16 protein-coding genes are annotated in these 19,505 nt (G+C 40.8%); all 16 read right to left on the bottom strand.

Annotated elements, in window-relative coordinates:
* Positions 1-18: 18 nt before the first annotated feature.
* Positions 19-1,206: a bifunctional phosphopantothenoylcysteine decarboxylase/phosphopantothenate--cysteine ligase CoaBC gene (gene coaBC / locus BLV53_RS04475; RefSeq protein ID WP_090297642.1), complete on the bottom strand. Its 1,188-nt coding sequence runs from the start codon at positions 1,204-1,206 to the stop codon at positions 19-21.
* A 78-nt stretch (positions 1,207-1,284) separates the two neighbouring features.
* A complete protein-coding gene (locus BLV53_RS04480) occupies positions 1,285-2,202 on the bottom strand; it encodes an ECF transporter S component (protein ID WP_090297645.1) in 918 nt (305 codons plus the stop codon).
* Positions 2,203-2,405: 203 nt separating this feature from the next.
* Positions 2,406-3,896, bottom strand: coding sequence for a methyl-accepting chemotaxis protein (locus tag BLV53_RS04485; protein ID WP_090297648.1), 1,491 nt, complete (start codon positions 3,894-3,896; stop codon positions 2,406-2,408).
* Between the two features lie 186 nt (positions 3,897-4,082).
* Positions 4,083-4,304: a Lar family restriction alleviation protein gene (locus tag BLV53_RS04490; protein ID WP_090297651.1), complete on the bottom strand. Its 222-nt coding sequence runs from the start codon at positions 4,302-4,304 to the stop codon at positions 4,083-4,085.
* 1 nt (position 4,305) lies between these two features.
* Positions 4,306-5,601 (bottom strand): UDP-N-acetylglucosamine 1-carboxyvinyltransferase, encoded by a 1,296-nt coding sequence (locus BLV53_RS04495; protein ID WP_090297653.1) that lies wholly within the window; start codon positions 5,599-5,601, stop codon positions 4,306-4,308.
* Between the two features lie 71 nt (positions 5,602-5,672).
* On the bottom strand, positions 5,673-7,409 hold the full coding sequence (locus tag BLV53_RS04500; protein ID WP_090297655.1) for an ABC transporter ATP-binding protein: 1,737 nt from the start codon (positions 7,407-7,409) through the stop codon (positions 5,673-5,675).
* Positions 7,402-9,168: an ABC transporter ATP-binding protein gene (locus tag BLV53_RS04505; RefSeq protein WP_090297657.1), complete on the bottom strand. Its 1,767-nt coding sequence runs from the start codon at positions 9,166-9,168 to the stop codon at positions 7,402-7,404. Before BLV53_RS04505 ends, BLV53_RS04500 begins: the two co-directional genes overlap by 8 nt.
* A gap of 3 nt (positions 9,169-9,171) precedes the next feature.
* Positions 9,172-10,374, bottom strand: a complete 1,203-nt coding sequence (locus tag BLV53_RS04510) for a hypothetical protein (RefSeq protein ID WP_090297660.1) — start codon at positions 10,372-10,374, stop codon at positions 9,172-9,174.
* A gap of 68 nt (positions 10,375-10,442) precedes the next feature.
* Entirely contained in the window at positions 10,443-13,967 is a 3,525-nt protein-coding gene (gene mfd, locus BLV53_RS04515) for a transcription-repair coupling factor (protein ID WP_090297662.1), read from the bottom strand.
* Between the two features lie 25 nt (positions 13,968-13,992).
* Positions 13,993-15,642: a SulP family inorganic anion transporter gene (locus tag BLV53_RS04520; RefSeq protein ID WP_090297664.1), complete on the bottom strand. Its 1,650-nt coding sequence runs from the start codon at positions 15,640-15,642 to the stop codon at positions 13,993-13,995.
* Positions 15,643-15,645: 3 nt separating this feature from the next.
* Complete coding sequence (locus BLV53_RS04525; RefSeq protein WP_090297667.1) at positions 15,646-16,752, bottom strand: type IV pilus twitching motility protein PilT; 1,107 nt, start codon at positions 16,750-16,752, stop codon at positions 15,646-15,648.
* A gap of 17 nt (positions 16,753-16,769) precedes the next feature.
* Positions 16,770-17,132: a hypothetical protein gene (locus tag BLV53_RS04530; RefSeq protein ID WP_090297670.1), complete on the bottom strand. Its 363-nt coding sequence runs from the start codon at positions 17,130-17,132 to the stop codon at positions 16,770-16,772.
* 13 nt (positions 17,133-17,145) lie between these two features.
* On the bottom strand, positions 17,146-17,535 hold the full coding sequence (locus BLV53_RS04535) for a type II secretion system protein (protein ID WP_090297673.1): 390 nt from the start codon (positions 17,533-17,535) through the stop codon (positions 17,146-17,148).
* A 55-nt stretch (positions 17,536-17,590) separates the two neighbouring features.
* Positions 17,591-18,073, bottom strand: coding sequence for a DUF4860 domain-containing protein (locus BLV53_RS04540; RefSeq protein ID WP_090297676.1), 483 nt, complete (start codon positions 18,071-18,073; stop codon positions 17,591-17,593).
* A 17-nt stretch (positions 18,074-18,090) separates the two neighbouring features.
* Positions 18,091-18,441 (bottom strand): hypothetical protein, encoded by a 351-nt coding sequence (locus tag BLV53_RS04545; protein WP_090297679.1) that lies wholly within the window; start codon positions 18,439-18,441, stop codon positions 18,091-18,093.
* A gap of 1 nt (position 18,442) precedes the next feature.
* Complete coding sequence (locus tag BLV53_RS04550) at positions 18,443-19,495, bottom strand: type II secretion system F family protein (RefSeq protein WP_090297682.1); 1,053 nt, start codon at positions 19,493-19,495, stop codon at positions 18,443-18,445.
* Positions 19,496-19,505: the final 10 nt, after the last annotated feature.

Raw genomic sequence — 19,505 nt, forward strand, 5'->3', positions numbered from 1 at the left:
GCGAATTTTGCCTTTTGGCTATTTTATTATTTTATCTAATATTGCGTGAGCCACATCTTCTTTTGACATCTTTGGTAGCTCATCGGCGCTATCTGCTGTGATGAGTGTCACTACATTGGTGTCGGTACCAAAGCCTGCGCCTGCGGTCCTAAGATTGTTTGCCACAATCATGTCCACATTTTTCTTTTTAAGCTTTTTCTGCGAATTTTCCAGCATATTTTCGGTTTCCATGGAAAATCCGCATATAAACTGTCCGTCTCTTTTATGTGATCCCAAATAGCTCAGGATATCTTCTGTACGCTCCAGCTCTATGGTTGAGCCTTCGCCGTCCTTTTTCTTGATTTTTTCAGTAGCAACAGTCGTTGGTCTGTAATCAGCCACTGCCGCACTTTTTATAATGATATCGCACTCCCCGGCTCTGGATTTTACCGCATCAGCCATCTCAGCAGCACTTGTTATATTAACCACATCTACAAACATAGGCGGGGTGATGTTTACTGGCCCACTGACCAGAGTTACTTCAGCACCGCGCTCCATAGCAGCCTTTGCTATGGCATAGCCCATTTTACCTGTGCTGTGATTGGTGATGAATCGAACCGGATCAATGGCCTCTGCCGTAGGTCCGGCAGTGACAAGTACCTTTTTGCCTGTTAAATCATGCTCGTGGGAAATCTCCCTTAAAATGTACTGAAGTAACACTTCTGGGTCAGGCATTTTGCCGGCACCAGTATCTCCGCAGGCCAAATATCCGCTGGCTGGTTCGATAATCTCAAAGCCATATTTTTTTAATGTTTGTAAGTTGTCCTGAACTATTGGATTTTCAAACATGTTGGTGTTCATCGCAGGACTTACAAGCTTCTTGCATTTAGCTGCAAGAATTGTAGTGGTAAGCATATCATCTGCTATACCATGAGCCATCTTGCCGATTACGTTTGCACTGGCTGGTGCCACCATGAAAATGTCTGCTCTTTTTGCCAATGCCACATGCTCAACATTAAATTGAAAATTCCTGTCAAAAGTATCTACAAGACACTTATTGCTAGTCAAAGTTTCAAAGGTAATCGGGTTAATGAAATTGGTAGCATTTTTTGTCATGATGACATTTACATCTGCTCCTAACTTTACAAGGGCTGATGCCAAATTTGCTATTTTGTATGCCGCAATGGAGCCTGTTACTCCAAGGACAACACATTTACCTTTTAACATTTAATGATTACCTCCAGGTTTGATTGTTGATGCTGTTTTATTAGCTTACTTGAATGATTTCCCCTACGGGAATGCTATTTATGCCATCTTTTTAGATGCGTCACTATTATTATTTACTGATTTAATTTTTGCATTTTTGCCAGAATACATGCCGGCTGGCTTAATCTTGTCGAGTACGATACCTACAAGATATACGATTACCGCACCTACAACGGCCTCGATAACACCGTTGAAGCTGATGATTCCACCAATTACACCCATAAGTGCATTTGGATCAATCTGAAGAACTTCAGAATATGGAATTCTGTAAAATGCATAAATACTTCCCATAACAAGAAGTGTATTTGTCATAGCTCCAGAAATACCTGCTGTGATAAAACCAAGTGCCTTTGCATCTTTATTCATAAATAAGTATTCAATTACAGCAAATATTACTATTCCGACAACTGCTCCGATAACCTGAGCAACTGTAGCAGAAAAACCTAACTTGCCTTCTGAAACCATCTTATTAAAGAATGCGTAACCACCAAATCCCATGATGAAAGAAATAATTAAGTTGATGATTGTTCCATAAACAACTTTTTTCTCTGAGCTGATAGCTTTCTTAATTCCTATGTAAACAAAATAAGGAACTACACCTATAAGAATTCTAGGAACAATTGCAATAAATGTGCTCTTAAATACAAGTGCTATTGCCTGTCCTACAGTATCATGTGGAAGCATAGTAAGAGCTGCCACTGGTGAAAAAGCGAAAGCTGATGGAGTTGGTGTAAGAGAACTCTTTATAAAACTTGTCAGTCCAAACACGCCTCCAAGGAATCCGCCCTTCTTTGGTCCTAAAAAGATGGAACCAATGATAACTGGGATGTGAAGTGTTGTTGCATTGATAACTACGAGTGGAATATATCCGAGTGGGGTTGAAGCCATAACTACAATAATGGCTACGAATAACGCTGTGAGCACAAGCTCATAGGTCTTAGAATTGTTGCTTTGCATATGTTTCCTCCTTCTGGTAGAAGCCTTTTACAGGTCTCCTCCTGTTAAAAACAGGTTTTGCAAGCTAATTAATTGATAAAATTTTAACAGCATCTGCATTCTATCACATACATCCATATGTGTCAAAAGCCCGGTACAAGTCACAAAAAAGGATCTTGTCTGGGCTTTGGACACATTTCAGATGAAATAGAATCTATTTAGTTTTATTTCAGGGCCATTTCTTCCATCTCACGGGCAATCTTATTGATTACCTCTAAAGTCACATTCATGTTGTCAAGTGCGTCCATCGCATCATTACTTACTGCACCTACTGTATCGGCAGCTGCAGCAACTTCTTGAGATGTAGCAGAAAGATTCGTGATATTGTCCATAATCTGCGAGTTGGCATCGATAACCTCATCTACAGAGCCTTTAACCTGAACAACACCACCTCTGAGCTCGTCTGTACCTTCTTTGATGGCATCAAGCTTTGTACCTGTTTCTTCGATAAGGTCATTCTGCTTTGTTGCATATTCAGCAGATTTTGACATTGCTGATGATGCTGATTTTGCATCGTTTGTAAGTCTTTCAATAATGCGAGAAATCTCTTCTGTAGCCTCTCTTGTGCTCTCAGAAAGGGCTCTGATTTCATCAGCAACAACTGCGAAGCCTTTTCCTGCCTCACCTGCTCTGGCAGCTTCGATTGAAGCGTTAAGAGCAAGCAGATTTGTCTGACTTGAAATACCAAGGATAGTTTCTGTAATAGCCTGAACATCCTGAATACTGTCGTTAAGAGCTCTTGTTGTATTACTTGTCTCTATATTAATCTTGGCAACTTCTTCAGCCTGTTTCTTTAACTGATTAATTAAATCAACACCGCCATTAACCGACTCTTCTACTCTGCTTGAAACATCATCAATGTTTGAAGCTTCCATACCAACAGTCTGAATACTTTCCTGAATAATAGCTGTTTTGTTAGTCTGATTTTCAATGGCTTCGGCCGTATGTTTGGTGCCTTGCACGATTTCATTTACTGAAGAATTTGATGCTCGCATTGCATCGTTAAGTCGTGAAGATACTTCATTTGCTTCTTCAAATTTGATATTAAGCTGCTCTGCCAGATTTACGATTGTATCTGAAGTCTCTTTTAAGTCAGCAGCATGCTCTTTGATAGTATCTAAAGTCTCTGTAGTCTGACGTCTTTGCATCTTACATACGATAACTGCTATTGTGCAGCCAATGACTGAAAATACAAGCTCTGTTACAAGCTCTCGTCCTGTAATATTACCTTTTTTCAGCTCAATATAGCCAGATGTAATGAGGCAGAAATTTGCGATGAAGCAACCAATTCTAACTGTGCTTGCTTCACCATAAATCATTACAATCAGGATAATTGTGTACATGAAAATGTACATGTTTTTATCTGCTGGAGCATAGATATTAAGTATAAAAAGGGCACACATTGAAAGAGTAACAGTATATTTATATTTATACTTATCTCCAAATGGTGCATATAAAACCTGAAATAGAATGACATCGAGTACTGCTATTGCAAGTCTTATAATATCAAGCAGATTCACACCGTCAAGTACGATAGACCTTGCCGTACAAAAAATTAAAGCAATACATGAAATCGTACCGGCATATCTTCCTAAACGATTTCGTTCAATCATTTGCCTGGTTTTTATATCCATATTTTCTTCTCTCTCTGGCATACTCTTACCCCTCCAATACTTGTTTAAATCATTTGTACACCATCTCCCTATCGTAATATCATTAGTATATCAACTAAAGTGTGAAAATAGTGTTAATTTACAGAATTTTCACATTCAATATGTTCTGTATAACAAAAAAGCCTGCAATCACAAAATCGGATTGCAAGCTTTAATAATCACCTAGTTTTATTCGCCTGGGGCGCTATTTATAACCTTTCCAGTATTCCAGAGCATTGCTGCTCTTTCCGCAGCTTCAAGACGCTTAGATTCATCCTTGAAACCAACTGTTCCTGTGTAGCTACCACAATCAAGGCAGGCTACATAATATCCCTGAGCCTCCGCTTCGATGAGGCCGGCACCGCCGCAGATTGGGCAGTCATGAATTTCAATATTTTCTGTAATGTCCATTTTAACTTACCTTTAATTTAAATTTCTGTAAATCGTGTTCTGAATCAACTTCTGCCATGTCAGCGCCAAGCTTGACAAACTTGCCAACGATGTCCTCGTATCCGCGCTGGATATATTTGATATCGTCGATAACTGTAATGCCATCAGCTGAAAGGCCTGCAATGATAAGTGCTGCACCTGCACGAAGGTCTGGTGCCTGCACTCTGGCGCCTGTGTATTTCTCAACACCAGTTACGATAGCTACTGTACCTTCAACCTTGATGTTGGCACCCATTCTGGCAAGCTCGTCCACGTATTTGAAACGGTTTTCAAAGATGGACTCAGTAACTGTGCTGGTACCCTCTGATATAGCAAGCACTGCTGTGATTTCAGGCTGCATATCTGTAGGGAAGCCTGGATAAGGAAGCGTGGTGATGTGTGTACTGCTGAGCTTTCTGCCCTTGCCGATTACACGAACTGCATCATCGTATTCTTCTATAATACAGCCAGCCTCGATTAGCTTTGCTGATGTAGCCTCCAAATGCTTAGGAATAACATTTTTAATGAGAACGTCACCGTGTGTAGCAGCTGCTGCGCACATGTATGTTCCTGCCTCAATCTGATCTGGAATAACTGCGTATGTGGTGCCGTGAAGCTTTGGCACACCTACGATACGGATAACATCTGTACCAGCGCCACGAATGTTGGCACCCATACTGTTGAGGAATGATGCCACATCTACTACGTGTGGCTCTTTTGCTGCATTTTCAATAGTGGTCTTGCCCTCTGCAAGCGCTGCAGCAAGCATGATATTGATAGTTGCACCAACAGAAACCTTGTCCAGATAGATGTGATTTCCCACAAGTCTGTCTGCTCTGGCTGACCAAAGGCCGTAGCTGACATCTACATTGGCACCAAGTGCTTTAAGACCCTTTACGTGTAAATCGATAGGTCTTGAACCGATAAGGCATCCACCTGGAAGTGCGACCTCGGCACTCTTGTATTTGCCAAGGAGAGCTCCCATTAAATAGTAAGAAGCTCTAATCTTTTTGATGTACTCGTAGTCTACTGAAAGTCTGTTAATGCTTTTACCATTAATCTTTACGGTGTGTTCGTCTACCCTTTCAACAGCTGCGCCGATGTCCTCAATGGCTCCAATAAGTACATTTATATCTTTAACGTTTGGCAGATTCTCAATAGTAACAGTTTCGTCTGTCATTATGGCGCCGGCCAAAATACCAAGGGCTGCATTTTTAGCGCCGCTGATTTCGACCTCTCCCGAAAGGGCAGTGCCACCTTTAATTACATACTGCTCCATATTATCTCCTACAATTCTCAATTACTGCTCTCTCACAAGCAGCTTTTTTGTCAAAAGGGCATAGTTAACCCCTAATTAATCTGACTCCGATATAATTTAGCATAAAAGCCATTTTTCTGCAACAATTCAAAATGAGTACCCTGCTCCACAATCTGACCATTCTTGACAAACAAAATAACATCAGCTTCCCTTATGGTAGACAATCTGTGGGCAACTACAAATGTGGTTCTTCCCTCCATCATTTTCGCAAATGCAGATTGAATTTTTTGCTCTGTACGCGTATCTATGGAGCTTGTAGCTTCATCCAAAATCAGCATTGGCGGAATGTTTAACATTACTCGTGTGATACACAATAGCTGCATTTGGCCTTGGGATAACAATCCGTTATCACCTGACAGCACTGTATCATAACCCTTAGGCATTCTTTTTATAAAGCTATGTGAATGGGTTTCCTTTGCCGCTGCTATTATTTCTTCATCAGTGGCTGTAGGATTTGCCATTTTAAGATTTTCTTTTATTGTGCCTTCCTTAAGCCATGTTTCCTGAAGCACCATGCCAAAGTTCTTGCGCAGATTATCAATGTCAATATCCCTGATATCTGTTCCATCAATGAGAATCTGTCCCTTGTCGATGTCATAAAATCTCATCAGAAGATTTATGATTGTACTTTTTCCTGCACCTGTTGGTCCAACAATGGCAATCCTCTGACCAGGTTTTACGTCCAGGTTTAGATTTTCAATAAGCTTTTTATTTTTATCATATGAAAAAGATACATTTTTAAATTCAATGTGGCCCTTCACATCATCGATAAGCTTGCTGCCATCGTTGATTTCTACATCAGCATCAATCATTTCAAATAAACGTCCTGCACAGGCTAGAGCGTTCTGAAACTCTGTAATGACGCCGGAAATCTCGTTAAATGGCTTGCCGTAGGTGCTTGCATAAGATAAGAAGCTAGTAAGACCTCCCACAGTTATGCCACCGCTTACCGCCATCAGACCGCCTACCACACCAACAGCAGCGTAAATGATATTGTTTATAAGTCTGGTGCTTGGATTGACAATAGATGAATAAAATGTAGCTTTCATGGAAGCATCTGCCAGATTATCATTCATCATCTCAAAATGATTAAGTGCATCATCCTCGTAGTCCATATTTCTGACTATGTTTTTATTAATAATCATTTCTTCTATATAAGAAGTGGTATCTCCTCGAAGGCTGGCCTGCTTGCCAAAGTATTTATATGTTTTGCCTGAAATAAATCTGGCAAGAAGTAATGAGAACGGTGTGGCAATAATGACAATGAGTGCTATCTTCCAGGAAATCATCAGCATAAAATATATGGTGCCAATGATAGTAAGCACTCCTGTGAACAGCTGTGTAAATCCCATCAAAAGACCATCTGAAAATGTATCTGCATCGGACACAATTCTGCTGACATAATCTCCGTGAGGATGACTATCAATATCTGACAGTCTCATGTTTTGAAGCTTGTTAAAAGCTCGCTCTCTGAGATTTTTAGTAACCGTATAGGTGATCTTATTATTTACACGATTCATGATCCACTGAGAAAAAAATGTAATGGCAACCGCTACAGACATCTTCTTTAAAATAAGTAAAAGTCCATCGTAGTCGATGTTGCCTGCGCCAATAATGCAATCCACAGCTTTACCTGTGAGAATTGGTATCCTCAGTGTGAAATATACCGTCACAAGGGCACATAATATAGAAACTAAAAGACTAATATTATATGATTTAAGTTCTTTTAAAACACGTTTTAATATTTGCGATTGAGGCTTATTATTCAAGGGTTGCCTCCTCTCTAGGATACTGGCAATAATATATCTCCTGATAAGTTTCGCAGGACTCTAATAGCTTGTCATGTGATCCAAGTCCTACACACTTGCCATCATCCAGTACTAGTATCTGGTCTGCATCCTTTACTGAAGATGCTCTTTGAGAAACTATAACAATGGTTGGTTTCCAGCTCAAGTGTGCCAGTTCCTTTTTCAATTTTGCTTCCGTCGATAAATCCAGTGCTGATGTCGAATCATCCATCATCAAAATGGAAGGCTTATTAACCAGGGCTCTTGCAATGGTCAGTCTCTGTTTTTGACCGCCAGAGAAATTGTTTCCTCTACCTGTTACTATGGCGTCAAGACCACCATCTTTAGCTTCAACGAAATCTATCGCTTGAGATATATTAAGTGCAGTTTTAATATCTTCATTTTTTACTTTATTTTCAGCCATTGTTAGGTTAGTCCTGATTGTCCCAGAAAATAATGAAGCTTTTTGTGGAACTATTCCAAACAATCTTGCCAGCTTTTTATCACTTAGCGCTTTTACATTTATTCCATCTATCTCTACTGAACCTCTTGTAGCATCATAGGTATGATTCAACAGTTTAAGCAAAGTACTTTTTCCTGAACCAGTTCCTCCAATAATACCTATTGTAGAACCTGCTGGAATCTCAAGTGATATATTTTCAATATCGTAATCCTCTGTTCCGTTGTAGCTAAAGGAAACATTTTTAAGGGAGATTCTTCCACTTTTTTTAGACTCCAAGGCTTTTGAAACTTCATTATTGCCAGCCTCTTGCCCGTCTAGGATATGCTCTCTTTCATCAGATTTCATATCCATAAGCTCTTTAACTCTATCAGCAGAAGGGAATACTTTTATTAAAAGTACAATTAAGTTTGCCAATTTTATCAGTTCTATCAATATCTGTCCCATGTAATTAACGATGGCAACAACATCACCTCTTAGTATAAAACCGGCATCAACTCTTCTAGCCGCTAGGTATATCAGACCTACTGTTCCAAGATTAACTACAACATATGTGACCGGGTTGAGTAACGCTGCGATTTTGCCCGTAGATATCTGCATTGTGGTTAAATCCGATGTAATCTGACCGAACCTGTTTCTCTCAGCATCGGTTTGTGAGAATGCTCTCAGGACTCTTACACCCTCTAAGTTTTCTGATGTTGTCTTTAATACTTTTTCCAACTTTGCAGCAATTTGCTTGTATCTAGGCAGGGTGTATTTCATGATTAAAAATACTATTATTGATAGCAATGCCACTACAGCCAAAAAAATTAATGATGATTTAACATCAACTATAAATGCCATAATTGTAGCACCTGCCACAATAAATGGTGAACGCAAAAACAGTCTTAAAACCATGTTTATGCCATTTTGAATCTGGTTGATATCGCTGGTTATTCTGGTGGTAAGAACATCCTCTCCCACCTTCTCTTTCATTCCCTGTGACAATGAAAGAATCTTTTCAAACAGGTCTCTTCTTATTTCTGCTGCTGAATATACTGCCACATAGGCACTGAAATATTGGGCTGTGATAGAAAATACAAGACCCACAACTGCCAGAAACAATAAAACCCCACTCATCCTTAAGATGTAGTGGGTATCTGAGTTTCCAATTCCCTTGTTGATGATCGCTGCCATCACAAGGGGAACTAAAAGCTCAAATATCGCCTCTAACATTTTGAATAGTGGGGCTAATATTGCTCTGAATTTATATTTTTTAACGTAATTAATTATAAAATTCATAGATTATTCTGCATCTGACTCCTCTGCAGTTTCCTCGGTTGAGTCTTCATTTTGTTCTTCTGTAGTTTCTTCTGTTTCTTCTGTTGTCTCCTCAGTAGTCTCCTCTACTTTCTCTGAGTCATCTTCTACAGTCTCTTCTGTAGTAGTTTCTGTAGTAGCTTCAGTAGATTCTGTTGTTTCTGTAGACTCCTCCTCTTCCTTTTCAGGAGCTTTGAACAATGTATCAAACTCTACCTTCTTCCACTGATCTTCATCAACGGTCCAGGTGATTTCTGCCTTCCATGTGTCAAGGAGCTTTGTGAATGCTTCTGTCTGAAGTGCTGAACGCTTATTTGCTGATGCATCCTCATCGTGATCTTTGTCGAGGCGGAGAACATAATATCCTACATCTTCAATCTCGATAACAGATGAAACATCACCTTCGTTAAGCTTTTCAGCAGCCTTAATGATTTTCATATCCATTGTGTCATCTTCTTTTTCACCCTTTAAATAAGAGAACTTAGAAGTTGTAACACCAAGCTTTTCTGCATCTTTGTCAAAGTCTTCAGATTTGCTTAAATCCTCTGCCTGAGACTTAAGATTTGCGATTTCTTCCTCTGTATATTCTACAGTATTTCCGTCTTCATCCTTTTTGCCATTTGTATCGAATAATACATATGTGAAGCTTCTCATCCATGTATCTTTTTCTGAAATATCTGGATCTGCAGCTTCCTTGGCAGCTTTTTCAACTAATGTGTAGTAGGTTCTGTTTTCGAGGTATTCTTTTACGATATCCTCAGTAGCACCCATTTCTTTTATAGTCTCTTCTGGATTGTCTGAGATAAATTTGGCAGCAGCATCTGCAATCGCCTTTTTCTGGTCATCGGTAAGTGAAACATTGTAATCTGCTGCGTGAGCTTTTGCCAAATACTGATTTTCTATTTCATCAAGTACATTGTCCTTTGTCTCATCCTGCATGGTTGAGCCAGAGCCTGTCATGTCGCTGCTCCACATACCCTCTCCATAGTATGAAAGCAAAAACTGATCGTACATTGACTGCTGATATCTTGCAGCAAAATTGCCATAGCCAAGGCTTATTGTGTCTGTAGTGTCTCCATTTTTAATGGTAACCAGTGTTGCATTCTGGTCAAGCTTACCGCAGCCGGTTAGTAATACTGCAGCGGAAAGAGCCGCAAGGCCAGCGGATTTAATCTTAAAATTCATCATTATGTCCTTCTTCCTGGGTCCGTATCCCCTTTTTGTTCAACTTCTTAATTATAGTTAAACTTGAAGGTTTATTCAACTTTCAAACTCTTTAGGTCAAGCAGGAAATCCTGTAAATAATCATAGACCTCGTTAGGCTTTATTCTGGTGTTGGCCTTTGTATTAAAGATAAATGCCGGATTTTTAGAATCTGCGGCAAAGGTGATGTGCGGATTGTTACGCTCAAGAAGTGATGGAATCTGTGCCACATCTATTTTTGCCTTCTCATACATCACGATTCTGATTATATCTCCCTTTTGCTCAATGGCTGAAACGTAGGCATCGTGAGCCTTTACCCTGAGCATTGCCACCCAAAGCAGATTCTGCACACAGCGTTTTGGCTCGCCAAATCTGTCCACAAGCTCATCTAGCATCTCATCCCTTGATTCTTCGGAATCGATGGCTGCGATACGTTTGTAAATATCAATACGCTGCTCTTCATTAGATACATAAGTATCTGGCAGGTATGCTTCTATATTTACGTCCACAGATGTATTGAAGATATCCTCTTTTACCTCGCCCTTTTCTATTTTGACAGCCTCGTTAAGCATCTTGCAGTACAGGTCGTAACCTACCGCAGTCATGTTTCCGTGCTGTTCCACGCCAAGTAAGTTGCCAGCACCGCGGATTTCCAGGTCTCGCATGGCAATTTTAAAGCCCGAACCTAAATCTGTGAACTCCTTAATTGCTGCCAGTCTCTTTTCTGCCACTTCTTTAAGAAGCTTGTCACGTTTGTACATTAAAAATGCATAGGCTGTTCTGTTGCTTCTGCCAACACGTCCTCTCAATTGATACAACTGTGACAGACCCATGTTGTCAGCATCATGGATGATGATTGTGTTGACATTTGAAATATCAAGACCGATTTCGATGATTGTTGTTGCAACTAAAACATCTATCTCATGGTTGATAAATTGCATCATGACATCCTCAACTTTTGCCTCTGTCATCTGCCCATGAATGTATCCTACCGTTGATTCAGGTACCAACCTCTCGATTTCAGCCGCTACATCCTGTATGCCACGCACCCTGTTGAACACGTAATAAACCTGCCCGTCTCTTGACATTTCGCGCACAATTGCCTCTCTAACCATCTCCTCGTTGTATTCAAATACAAAAGTTTGGATAGGTGTTCTTTCCATTGGAGCCTCATCCAAGACGCTCATGTCACGAATTCCAACCAATGACATGTGAAGTGTTCTTGGAATTGGTGTGGCAGAAAGTGAAAGTACATCCACAGTTTTCTTCATCTGTTTAATTTTTTCTTTGTGATTTACACCAAATCGCTGCTCTTCATCGATGATTAACAGGCCTAAATCCTTGAATTCCACGTCCTTTGATATCAGTCTGTGGGTACCGATAACTATGTCCACCATGCCGCTTTTCAGGCCTTCTATGGTCTTTTTCTGCTCTGCTGCAGATCTAAAACGACATAGCAAGCCTACGTTGACTGGATAGCCACCCATTCTTTGTACGAAATTGTTGTAGTGCTGCTGGGCAAGAATGGTAGTTGGTACAAGATACGCCACCTGCTTTCCTTCCTGAACAGCCTTGAAGGCAGCTCGCATTGCCACCTCAGTCTTTCCAAATCCTACATCTCCACAAATCAATCTGTCCATAATCTTGGTGGATTCCATGTCAGCTTTCACCGCATCAATTGCAGAAATTTGCCCCTCTGTTTCCTCATAAGGGAAACTTTCTTCGAATTCTCGCTGCCATACGGTATCAGGCCCATACACAAATCCATCGGTGTTTTGTCGGAGGGCGTACAAGTCAACTAACTCTTTTGCCACCACACCAACAGCAGATTGAACTTTCTGTTTTGTTCTGGTCCATTCCTGTGTGCCTGCACCAAGTGAGTTAAGTTTTGGCTTCTTGCCATCAGGTCCAGAATATTTCTGAATCATATCAAGCTGGGATGTCAGCACATACAGATTGCTACCTTTGGCATATTCTATCTTGATGTAATCACGAATCACCTTGTCAAGCTCCATCTGCTCTGTACCCTTGTACACGCCAAGGCCGTAGTTTTCGTGAACTACATAATCCCCTACATGCAAGTCAGAGAATGATGAAATGCTTTCACCCTCGTACTTCTTTACACGATGCTTTTTCTTTCGCACATGGCCGAAAATATCGCCATCTGACAGCATTACAAAGGCAGAATCAGGATAATCAAAGCCTCGCTTGATATTTCCTGTGCAAATCATTGTCTCCCCAGGATTAATCCTATGGTCTAAATCGGTGGTAAAATATGAATTCAAGCCTTCATCCAGCAAATCTTCTGCCAGACGCTGTCCCTTTGTGGTGGAGCTAGTCACCAACAGCACCTTGTATTTGTGCTTTTTATACTGCAGCAATTCCTTTGTTAAAAGCTCAAAGCTGCCATTGTAGGCATTTACGCCCTTTACTACAATGCTGTAGTGCTCCTCAGACTTTAACAGCTTATTTTTGGCATCTAAAACAGACATAAGTGTAGTAGGGAATCTTTCGATTTTGCCAAAGATTTCTGATATGTCATAAAGCATTTCCATCTGACCCTTTAGCATATATCCCTGCTCTACGCGCCTGGTCATGGCATCGGAAAACTCGCTAAAGGTCACCTCTGCTTTGTTAATGACCTTCTGAACCTCATCTACAAACACATAGGTGCCCTTTGGCATGAAATCTATAAATGAGCCCAAATTATCACAAAAATATGTCAGATTAGTCTCAAGCTCCTGGCTTAAGCCCCATTCTCTGGTCTCCTCAACCACTCTGTCAGCGTAAGTTTTAAGATGATAAGCCTCCTCTGTTTTCATTTCCTTACGATAGGCTTCATATCTCTCATCACGCTCTTTTTCAATTCGGGCCAGACCGGCTTCCACCTGCTCCGCTGTTAATATAAGCTCTACTGCAGGGAAAATCAGGACAGAATTGATATTTTCTATAGACTTCTGATTGGATGGGTCATAGGAACGAATGCTGTCTACCTCATCACCCCATAGTTCGACTCTAACAGGAAAATCTGAAGTAAGTGGGTACACATCTATGATGCCGCCTCGGACGGCAAATTCTCCAGGGTGCTCGCAGGTACCCACGTGTTCATAGCCCATGGCAACAAGTTTTTTCCTCAGGGCCTCCAGTTCCACACTATCAGTATCAGAAATGGCTACCACACCTTCCTCGAAATAAGACATGGCTGGCAGCTTGTTCATAAGCGCGTCGATAGTGGTAATGACTGTACAACTATTGTTGCTTATAACGGCCTCTATAGCCTTCATTCGCTCTCTTGTAAGGGCATTTCCTCGGATATCCGACTGATAAAACAGAAAATCCTTGGCTGGAAAATACACTACATCATTGTCAAAGAATCTGTACTCCTCGTACAGCTCTCTGGCCTTCAACTCGTCACTTGAGATGATAAGCTTGTATTTTACATCGTGGCCTATACCAAAAATAAGGTGCGCCTTATCAGCGCACCCAGTAATATCATATATCTTTCCATGCTTCTGTAGAGCCTCTCTAAGAGACTCCACAGCTGTAAGTGATTCAAAAGGTTCTAAAAATGCTTTCATTTAAACGACCCATCTTTCTACTTATCTACTTAAGCCAAAGCAATTCCTCTGCTCTTGCAATTGCCGCATCGATATTTGGCCTAAAGTTGTCCTCACCAACTCGTTTGATAAAATCTGCCTTTTCCATCATGTGTCTAGGCTGTTCATTAACGTGTGAGAATACTACTGTAACACCCTTCTTTTCTGCCTTATCTACCAGGTCTCTGAGGGCTCTAAGTGCAGTAACATCAATAGCTGGCACAGAACGCATTCTGATGATAAGGACTTTTGTGAAATCCTTTACATTGATGCTTTCTGCAAGAAGATCTGAAACTCCAAAGAAAAGAGGACCTGTGATTTCGTAAACACGGATTTCCTTGGCAACTGGGCGAAGGTCATCAACAAATTCCTCATCATCGCTAGCATAAGTCCAACCGCTTACCTGTGTCTCCTCGCTCATTCTCTTGATGAAGAGGATGCAGGCAACAATCATACCCCACTCGATAGCAACAACCAAATCAAATACTACTGTAAGGATGAATGTAAGCACAAGTACGATAATATCTGACTTTGGAGCATATTTTACAAGACGGACAAATGGTCTCCACTGACACATGTTGTAAGCTACCTGGAAAAGGATTGCTGCGATACATGGCATTGGAATGAATTTTGCGTATGGCATAAGCACTACAAGAATAATAAGAAGTGTCACTGAGTGAACCATACCTGCGACTGGTGTACGACCACCGTTTTTGATATTGGCAGCTGTTCTTGCGATGGCGCCAGTAGCTGGGATACCGCCAAAGAGTACTGAACCTATATTTCCGATACCCTGTCCGATAAGCTCCTGATTACTTCTGTGCTTGCTGTTTACCATTCCATCGGCAACGACAGCTGAAAGAAGTGACTCGATAGCTGCGAGAATTGCGATTGTAAATGCATTTGGCATCTCATTTCTGATAACCTTAAGGCTGAAATGTGGTACTGAAATGCTTGGCAAACCAGCCTTTAAATCAGGATAAAGTACACCGATTGTATTAACGTTAAGCTTAAGCCCCTGCACCATAGCGATGGCTACAAATACAGCGATGATAGATGCTGGAACCTTGCTGAAAAATTTAGGCCATATAATAAGGATAGCCAGACAAACAACACCTACAAGCACTGCCTGCCAGTTGATTGTATCTAGGTTTGCAAAGAAAAGTCTAAGCTTATCCATAGTTTCGATTGGCTTTTCACCGTGGAAATCCATTCCAAAGAAATCCTTGAACTGACCAATCAAAATAGTAACGGCGATACCTGCGGTAAAACCTGTGGTGATGGTATAAGGGATAAACTTGATAAGAGCTCCTGCCTTTACAAGACCGAGGATAATGAGGATGATACCAGCCATGATTGTGGCGATGATAAGGCCATCCATACCATCTGTAGCAATGATACCTGCTACGATTGTGGCAAAAGCAGCGGTCGGACCAGCTATCTGAACCGTGCTACCACCGAAAAACGAAATCAAAAAACCAGCCACTATTGCGGTGTAAAGGCCAGGCTCAGGACCGACACCTGATGCCAATGCCAGGGCAATAGAAAGTGGCAATGCTATGATTGCCACAATGATACCTGAAATAACATCTTTGACAAACTGCTCCTTACTGTACTTTTTCATACAGGTGAACAGCATTGGATTAAAAAATTCCATACACTAAACTCCTAATCTTCTTCCTAACATTTCTGGATTCACTGCAAATTCCATTGCAACGTCCCTATCGATTGTACCATCCTTTACCAACTTGTAAAGACTAGAATCCATAGAAATCATCTCATTTGTGTCAGAAGAATAGATTACGCCCTCAATTTGTGGAACTTTATTCTCTCGAATCATATTTCTAATGGCAGGAGTCACGGTCATAACCTCAAATGCAGGCACAAGCCTTCCATCAAATGACGGCACTAACTGCTGTGATACAACAGCCTTTATTACCATGGAAAGCTGCAGTGCAATCTGGTGTTGCTGCTCAGATGGAAATACATCAATAATACGGTCGATTGTGTTGGCAGCACCAATAGTATGAAGTGTGGATAAAATCAAATGACCTGTTTCTGCCGCCGTCATTGCAACAGAAATGGTCTCTGCATCTCGCATTTCACCTAGCAAAATTACATCAGGACTTTGGCGCAGCGAAGCCCTGAGGGCTGTTACATAATTTTCCGTATCCAGATGAATCTCTCGCTGTGAAACGATAGATTTATTATGCTTGTGCAGGTATTCCACAGGGTCCTCTAGAGTGATAATATGCTTATTATAATTTTTATTAATCTTATCTACTATGCAGGACAAAGTTGTAGACTTACCGCTTCCGGCAGGGCCTGTCACAAGCACAAGTCCCTTGGATTCATTGGCAAGATTGATTACTGCCTCCGGGATTTTAAGCTGCTGATAGTCAGGCAGTGAGAATGTGATTACACGAACTACTGCTGCATATGTACCTCTTTGTTTAAAGGCATTAACACGAAATCTGGATACATTTTTGATAGCAAAAGAAAAATCATCATCACCAGTTTCTCTATAATGAGTAGGATCGCGCTTTGCCAGCTCGTATATCTGCTCCACCAGCTCATTTGCCTTTGCAGGCATAACAGGTCCATCATCAGGCTCCGATTTTATGATACAACTCTCCTCCAGCTCAGATCTGGTCATTACCAAATCATTGACTCTAAAGGACACTTCACGACCTGTGATGATAAACACATCTGAAGCCCTGTATTTCTTAACTGCATCAGTCAAATAGGTTACGATATCAATAGCCATAGTCCCCTCCTTGCCCCTTATTCTTCAAGTATCAATACAGGTTGTGAGCTCTGCGCATCCCAATCGCCAGTATTTTCCACCTGCCAGGTTTCAATCTCCCCATCTGAAACCTTTACGCTCAGCACCTGATTTTCATTAATATCTACAGTGAATTCCTGATTTTTCCAGTTGCTCTCAGCTATCTTTTCATAGGCCTGATTGCTGGCTGCGTAGTAGTCCTGCGTGCGCTCTGCCATCTTTTTTGTCAGTTCATAATCGTGATGACTGGAAGATATGGACAATGCAGCAATTACAGCAAAAGCCATTCCTATCAGGATAACCACCATAAGAGCCGTTCCAATATTTATTATTGTCCGGTTTTCACGTTTCTTTCGTTCCATAAACCTTCAACCCCTAGCGTTTAGCCTTTTCTACCACCAGTGAATAAATCTCTTCATCATTCATATTTGATATGACAATATGCATTGATTCACATTTCTTATTTCCGTCAGCCGCAGTGATGATTCCCGTGGCCTTGTACCCATCATCAGATGTAGTTTCAGACACTTGATTCCACTTGCCATCATAATATTCTGTGAACCCTGAGTCTCCCTTAGATGCCAGATATTCCTCGGCAGCGTTTGTGGCCACATTTATAGCCTTCGTCAACTCCTTTGCATCTCTGCTCTGGGAGACTGACAATGCAAAGCACTGCACGCATATTGCAGCAACAATTATAAAAAACATTATGGAAAACATTAGCTCAGTCAAAAAAATTCTGGAGCCATTGTTTCTGTTCTTCATTTTTCTGCCATCCCCTTCCTACATCACATACCAAAATATTACACAAAGATTTTATCTAATTAATATTTGATTTAATTCCAATTTTTACAATTTCTTTATTATCTGATGCATCAACTACATCCACTTCCAACAGCTGATTATTAATCCAATTAAAGTCTATATCCTTTACTTCGATGATTTTATTGCCAAAATCAGGAGTAACATCTGCTCCCTCTTTTGTCTCCATTTCCATCAAATAACCATCGTAGCTGTATATATACAGGATAATTCCGTCATCCTTTTTGATTTTGATTGCCTTTGTACCATCAAAATTTCCTATTTCAATGGCACCTGCGTTGTCATTGGCTCTTACCTGCTCTCTCACGTATGCCACAGCAGTTCTTGTATTTGCATTCTCCTCGTTGGCATACACTACAGAGCGATAGGAATTTACAGCCATCAAAAGCACACTCACGGCCGAAAACGTGAAAATCAGGAACAAAACCATCAAAAAGATGATGTCCATGCTATGTTTTTTTACCTTATTTTCCATTGCCATATTTGAGCCTCTTTACACTACTGTAGCTTGATTATCGTTACATCCGGCTTCATATTTGAGCCGTAAATCACATAATCCACCCTGAAAAGCTCGTCATCGTAGATAATTCCATAGTTATCCTTTAGATATTCAAAGCTCTCCGGATATCTGCCCTCTGTCACATAACACTGGATAATAGCCCTGTCTACGGCATCTGACAGGTTTTTCTGCTGCTCCTGAACACTTCCTTCTGATGCCTTTGAAACAGCATATAAAAACACTACAAATACAACCAAAAACATACCTGCCGATATCAGTGTTGTGCTTAGGACGTTCTTCTTTTTTATCTGATGAATTCCATCTAAATTTCCGAACCTTGTTTTTGCCATATTAAATCATCCCTGACATAATGTTTAACAGCGGTAACATTACTGAAAACAGAATAATTCCTACTATTACAGACAAAATGATAACTAAAGTAGGCTCTACAACAGCGATAAAGTCGTTAATTTCCTCGTCTGCCTCTTCCTGATATGTTGTAGCCACCTTCTCTAAAACATTTTCCATATTACCTGTTTTTGCGCCCAGGATTGCCATACGTCCGTACAATCCGCCAAATATTCCTGACACGGAAAATGCTTTTCCTATATCCATGGTCTCTGCAAAGGAATCCTTGCATTTTTCCACTTTATTCTCAAACTCAGGAGCTTCAACTATCCTTCCGCTCACATCTAAAGATTGCATTACATCCATACCACTTGATAAAGTCATAGCCATTGCCGATGCAAAGCGGCTTGTTGCAATCTTTGAATGAATGGATTTAAACCTTCTGCTCTTGTAAAGAATAGCGTTTCTGTGATTCTTTCCCCATGTACTTTTATTTAAAATTATGAGATATACTACGACAGCAATTAGAATGAGTAGCAAAACTACCCCGTGTGCCTTCATGAATTTGCCCAATGAAAGAAAGCCCGCTGAAAGTCCATCCATGGTGCCTCCCAGCTGCCTAAAGACCCTGTCAAAGACAGGCATAATTTCTGTAACTAATACGATTATGATGACAAGCATCATCGCAACCATCATCAGCGGATATGTAACCGCACTTCTGATGGCGTTGCTGATTGCCATTTCTCGCGAATAATGAGCCGCAAGATTAGTGAGAACAGAGTCCATTTTACCGGTCTGCTCACCCATTTTAGCCATTTCAACAAAATAGTCAGGGAAAACCTCGGCCTTTTCAATAGCCTTTGAAAGAGAGCCTGTTTCACCTACTACCTGTTCCATTTCTGTGAGAAGCTCTTTTTCCTCGCCTCCCTCAGATTCATCAATCATCATGGTGAGGCCCTGAATGGCCGATACACCACTTGATATCATCATTCCCATTTCATCGGAGAATGCATAGAGTTCTTCTGACGTTAAGATTTTTCTAGATTTATTGCTCATAGTCCCACCC

It is taken from the genome of Pseudobutyrivibrio sp. ACV-2 (assembly GCF_900107545.1).
GTDB lineage: Bacteria > Bacillota > Clostridia > Lachnospirales > Lachnospiraceae > Pseudobutyrivibrio.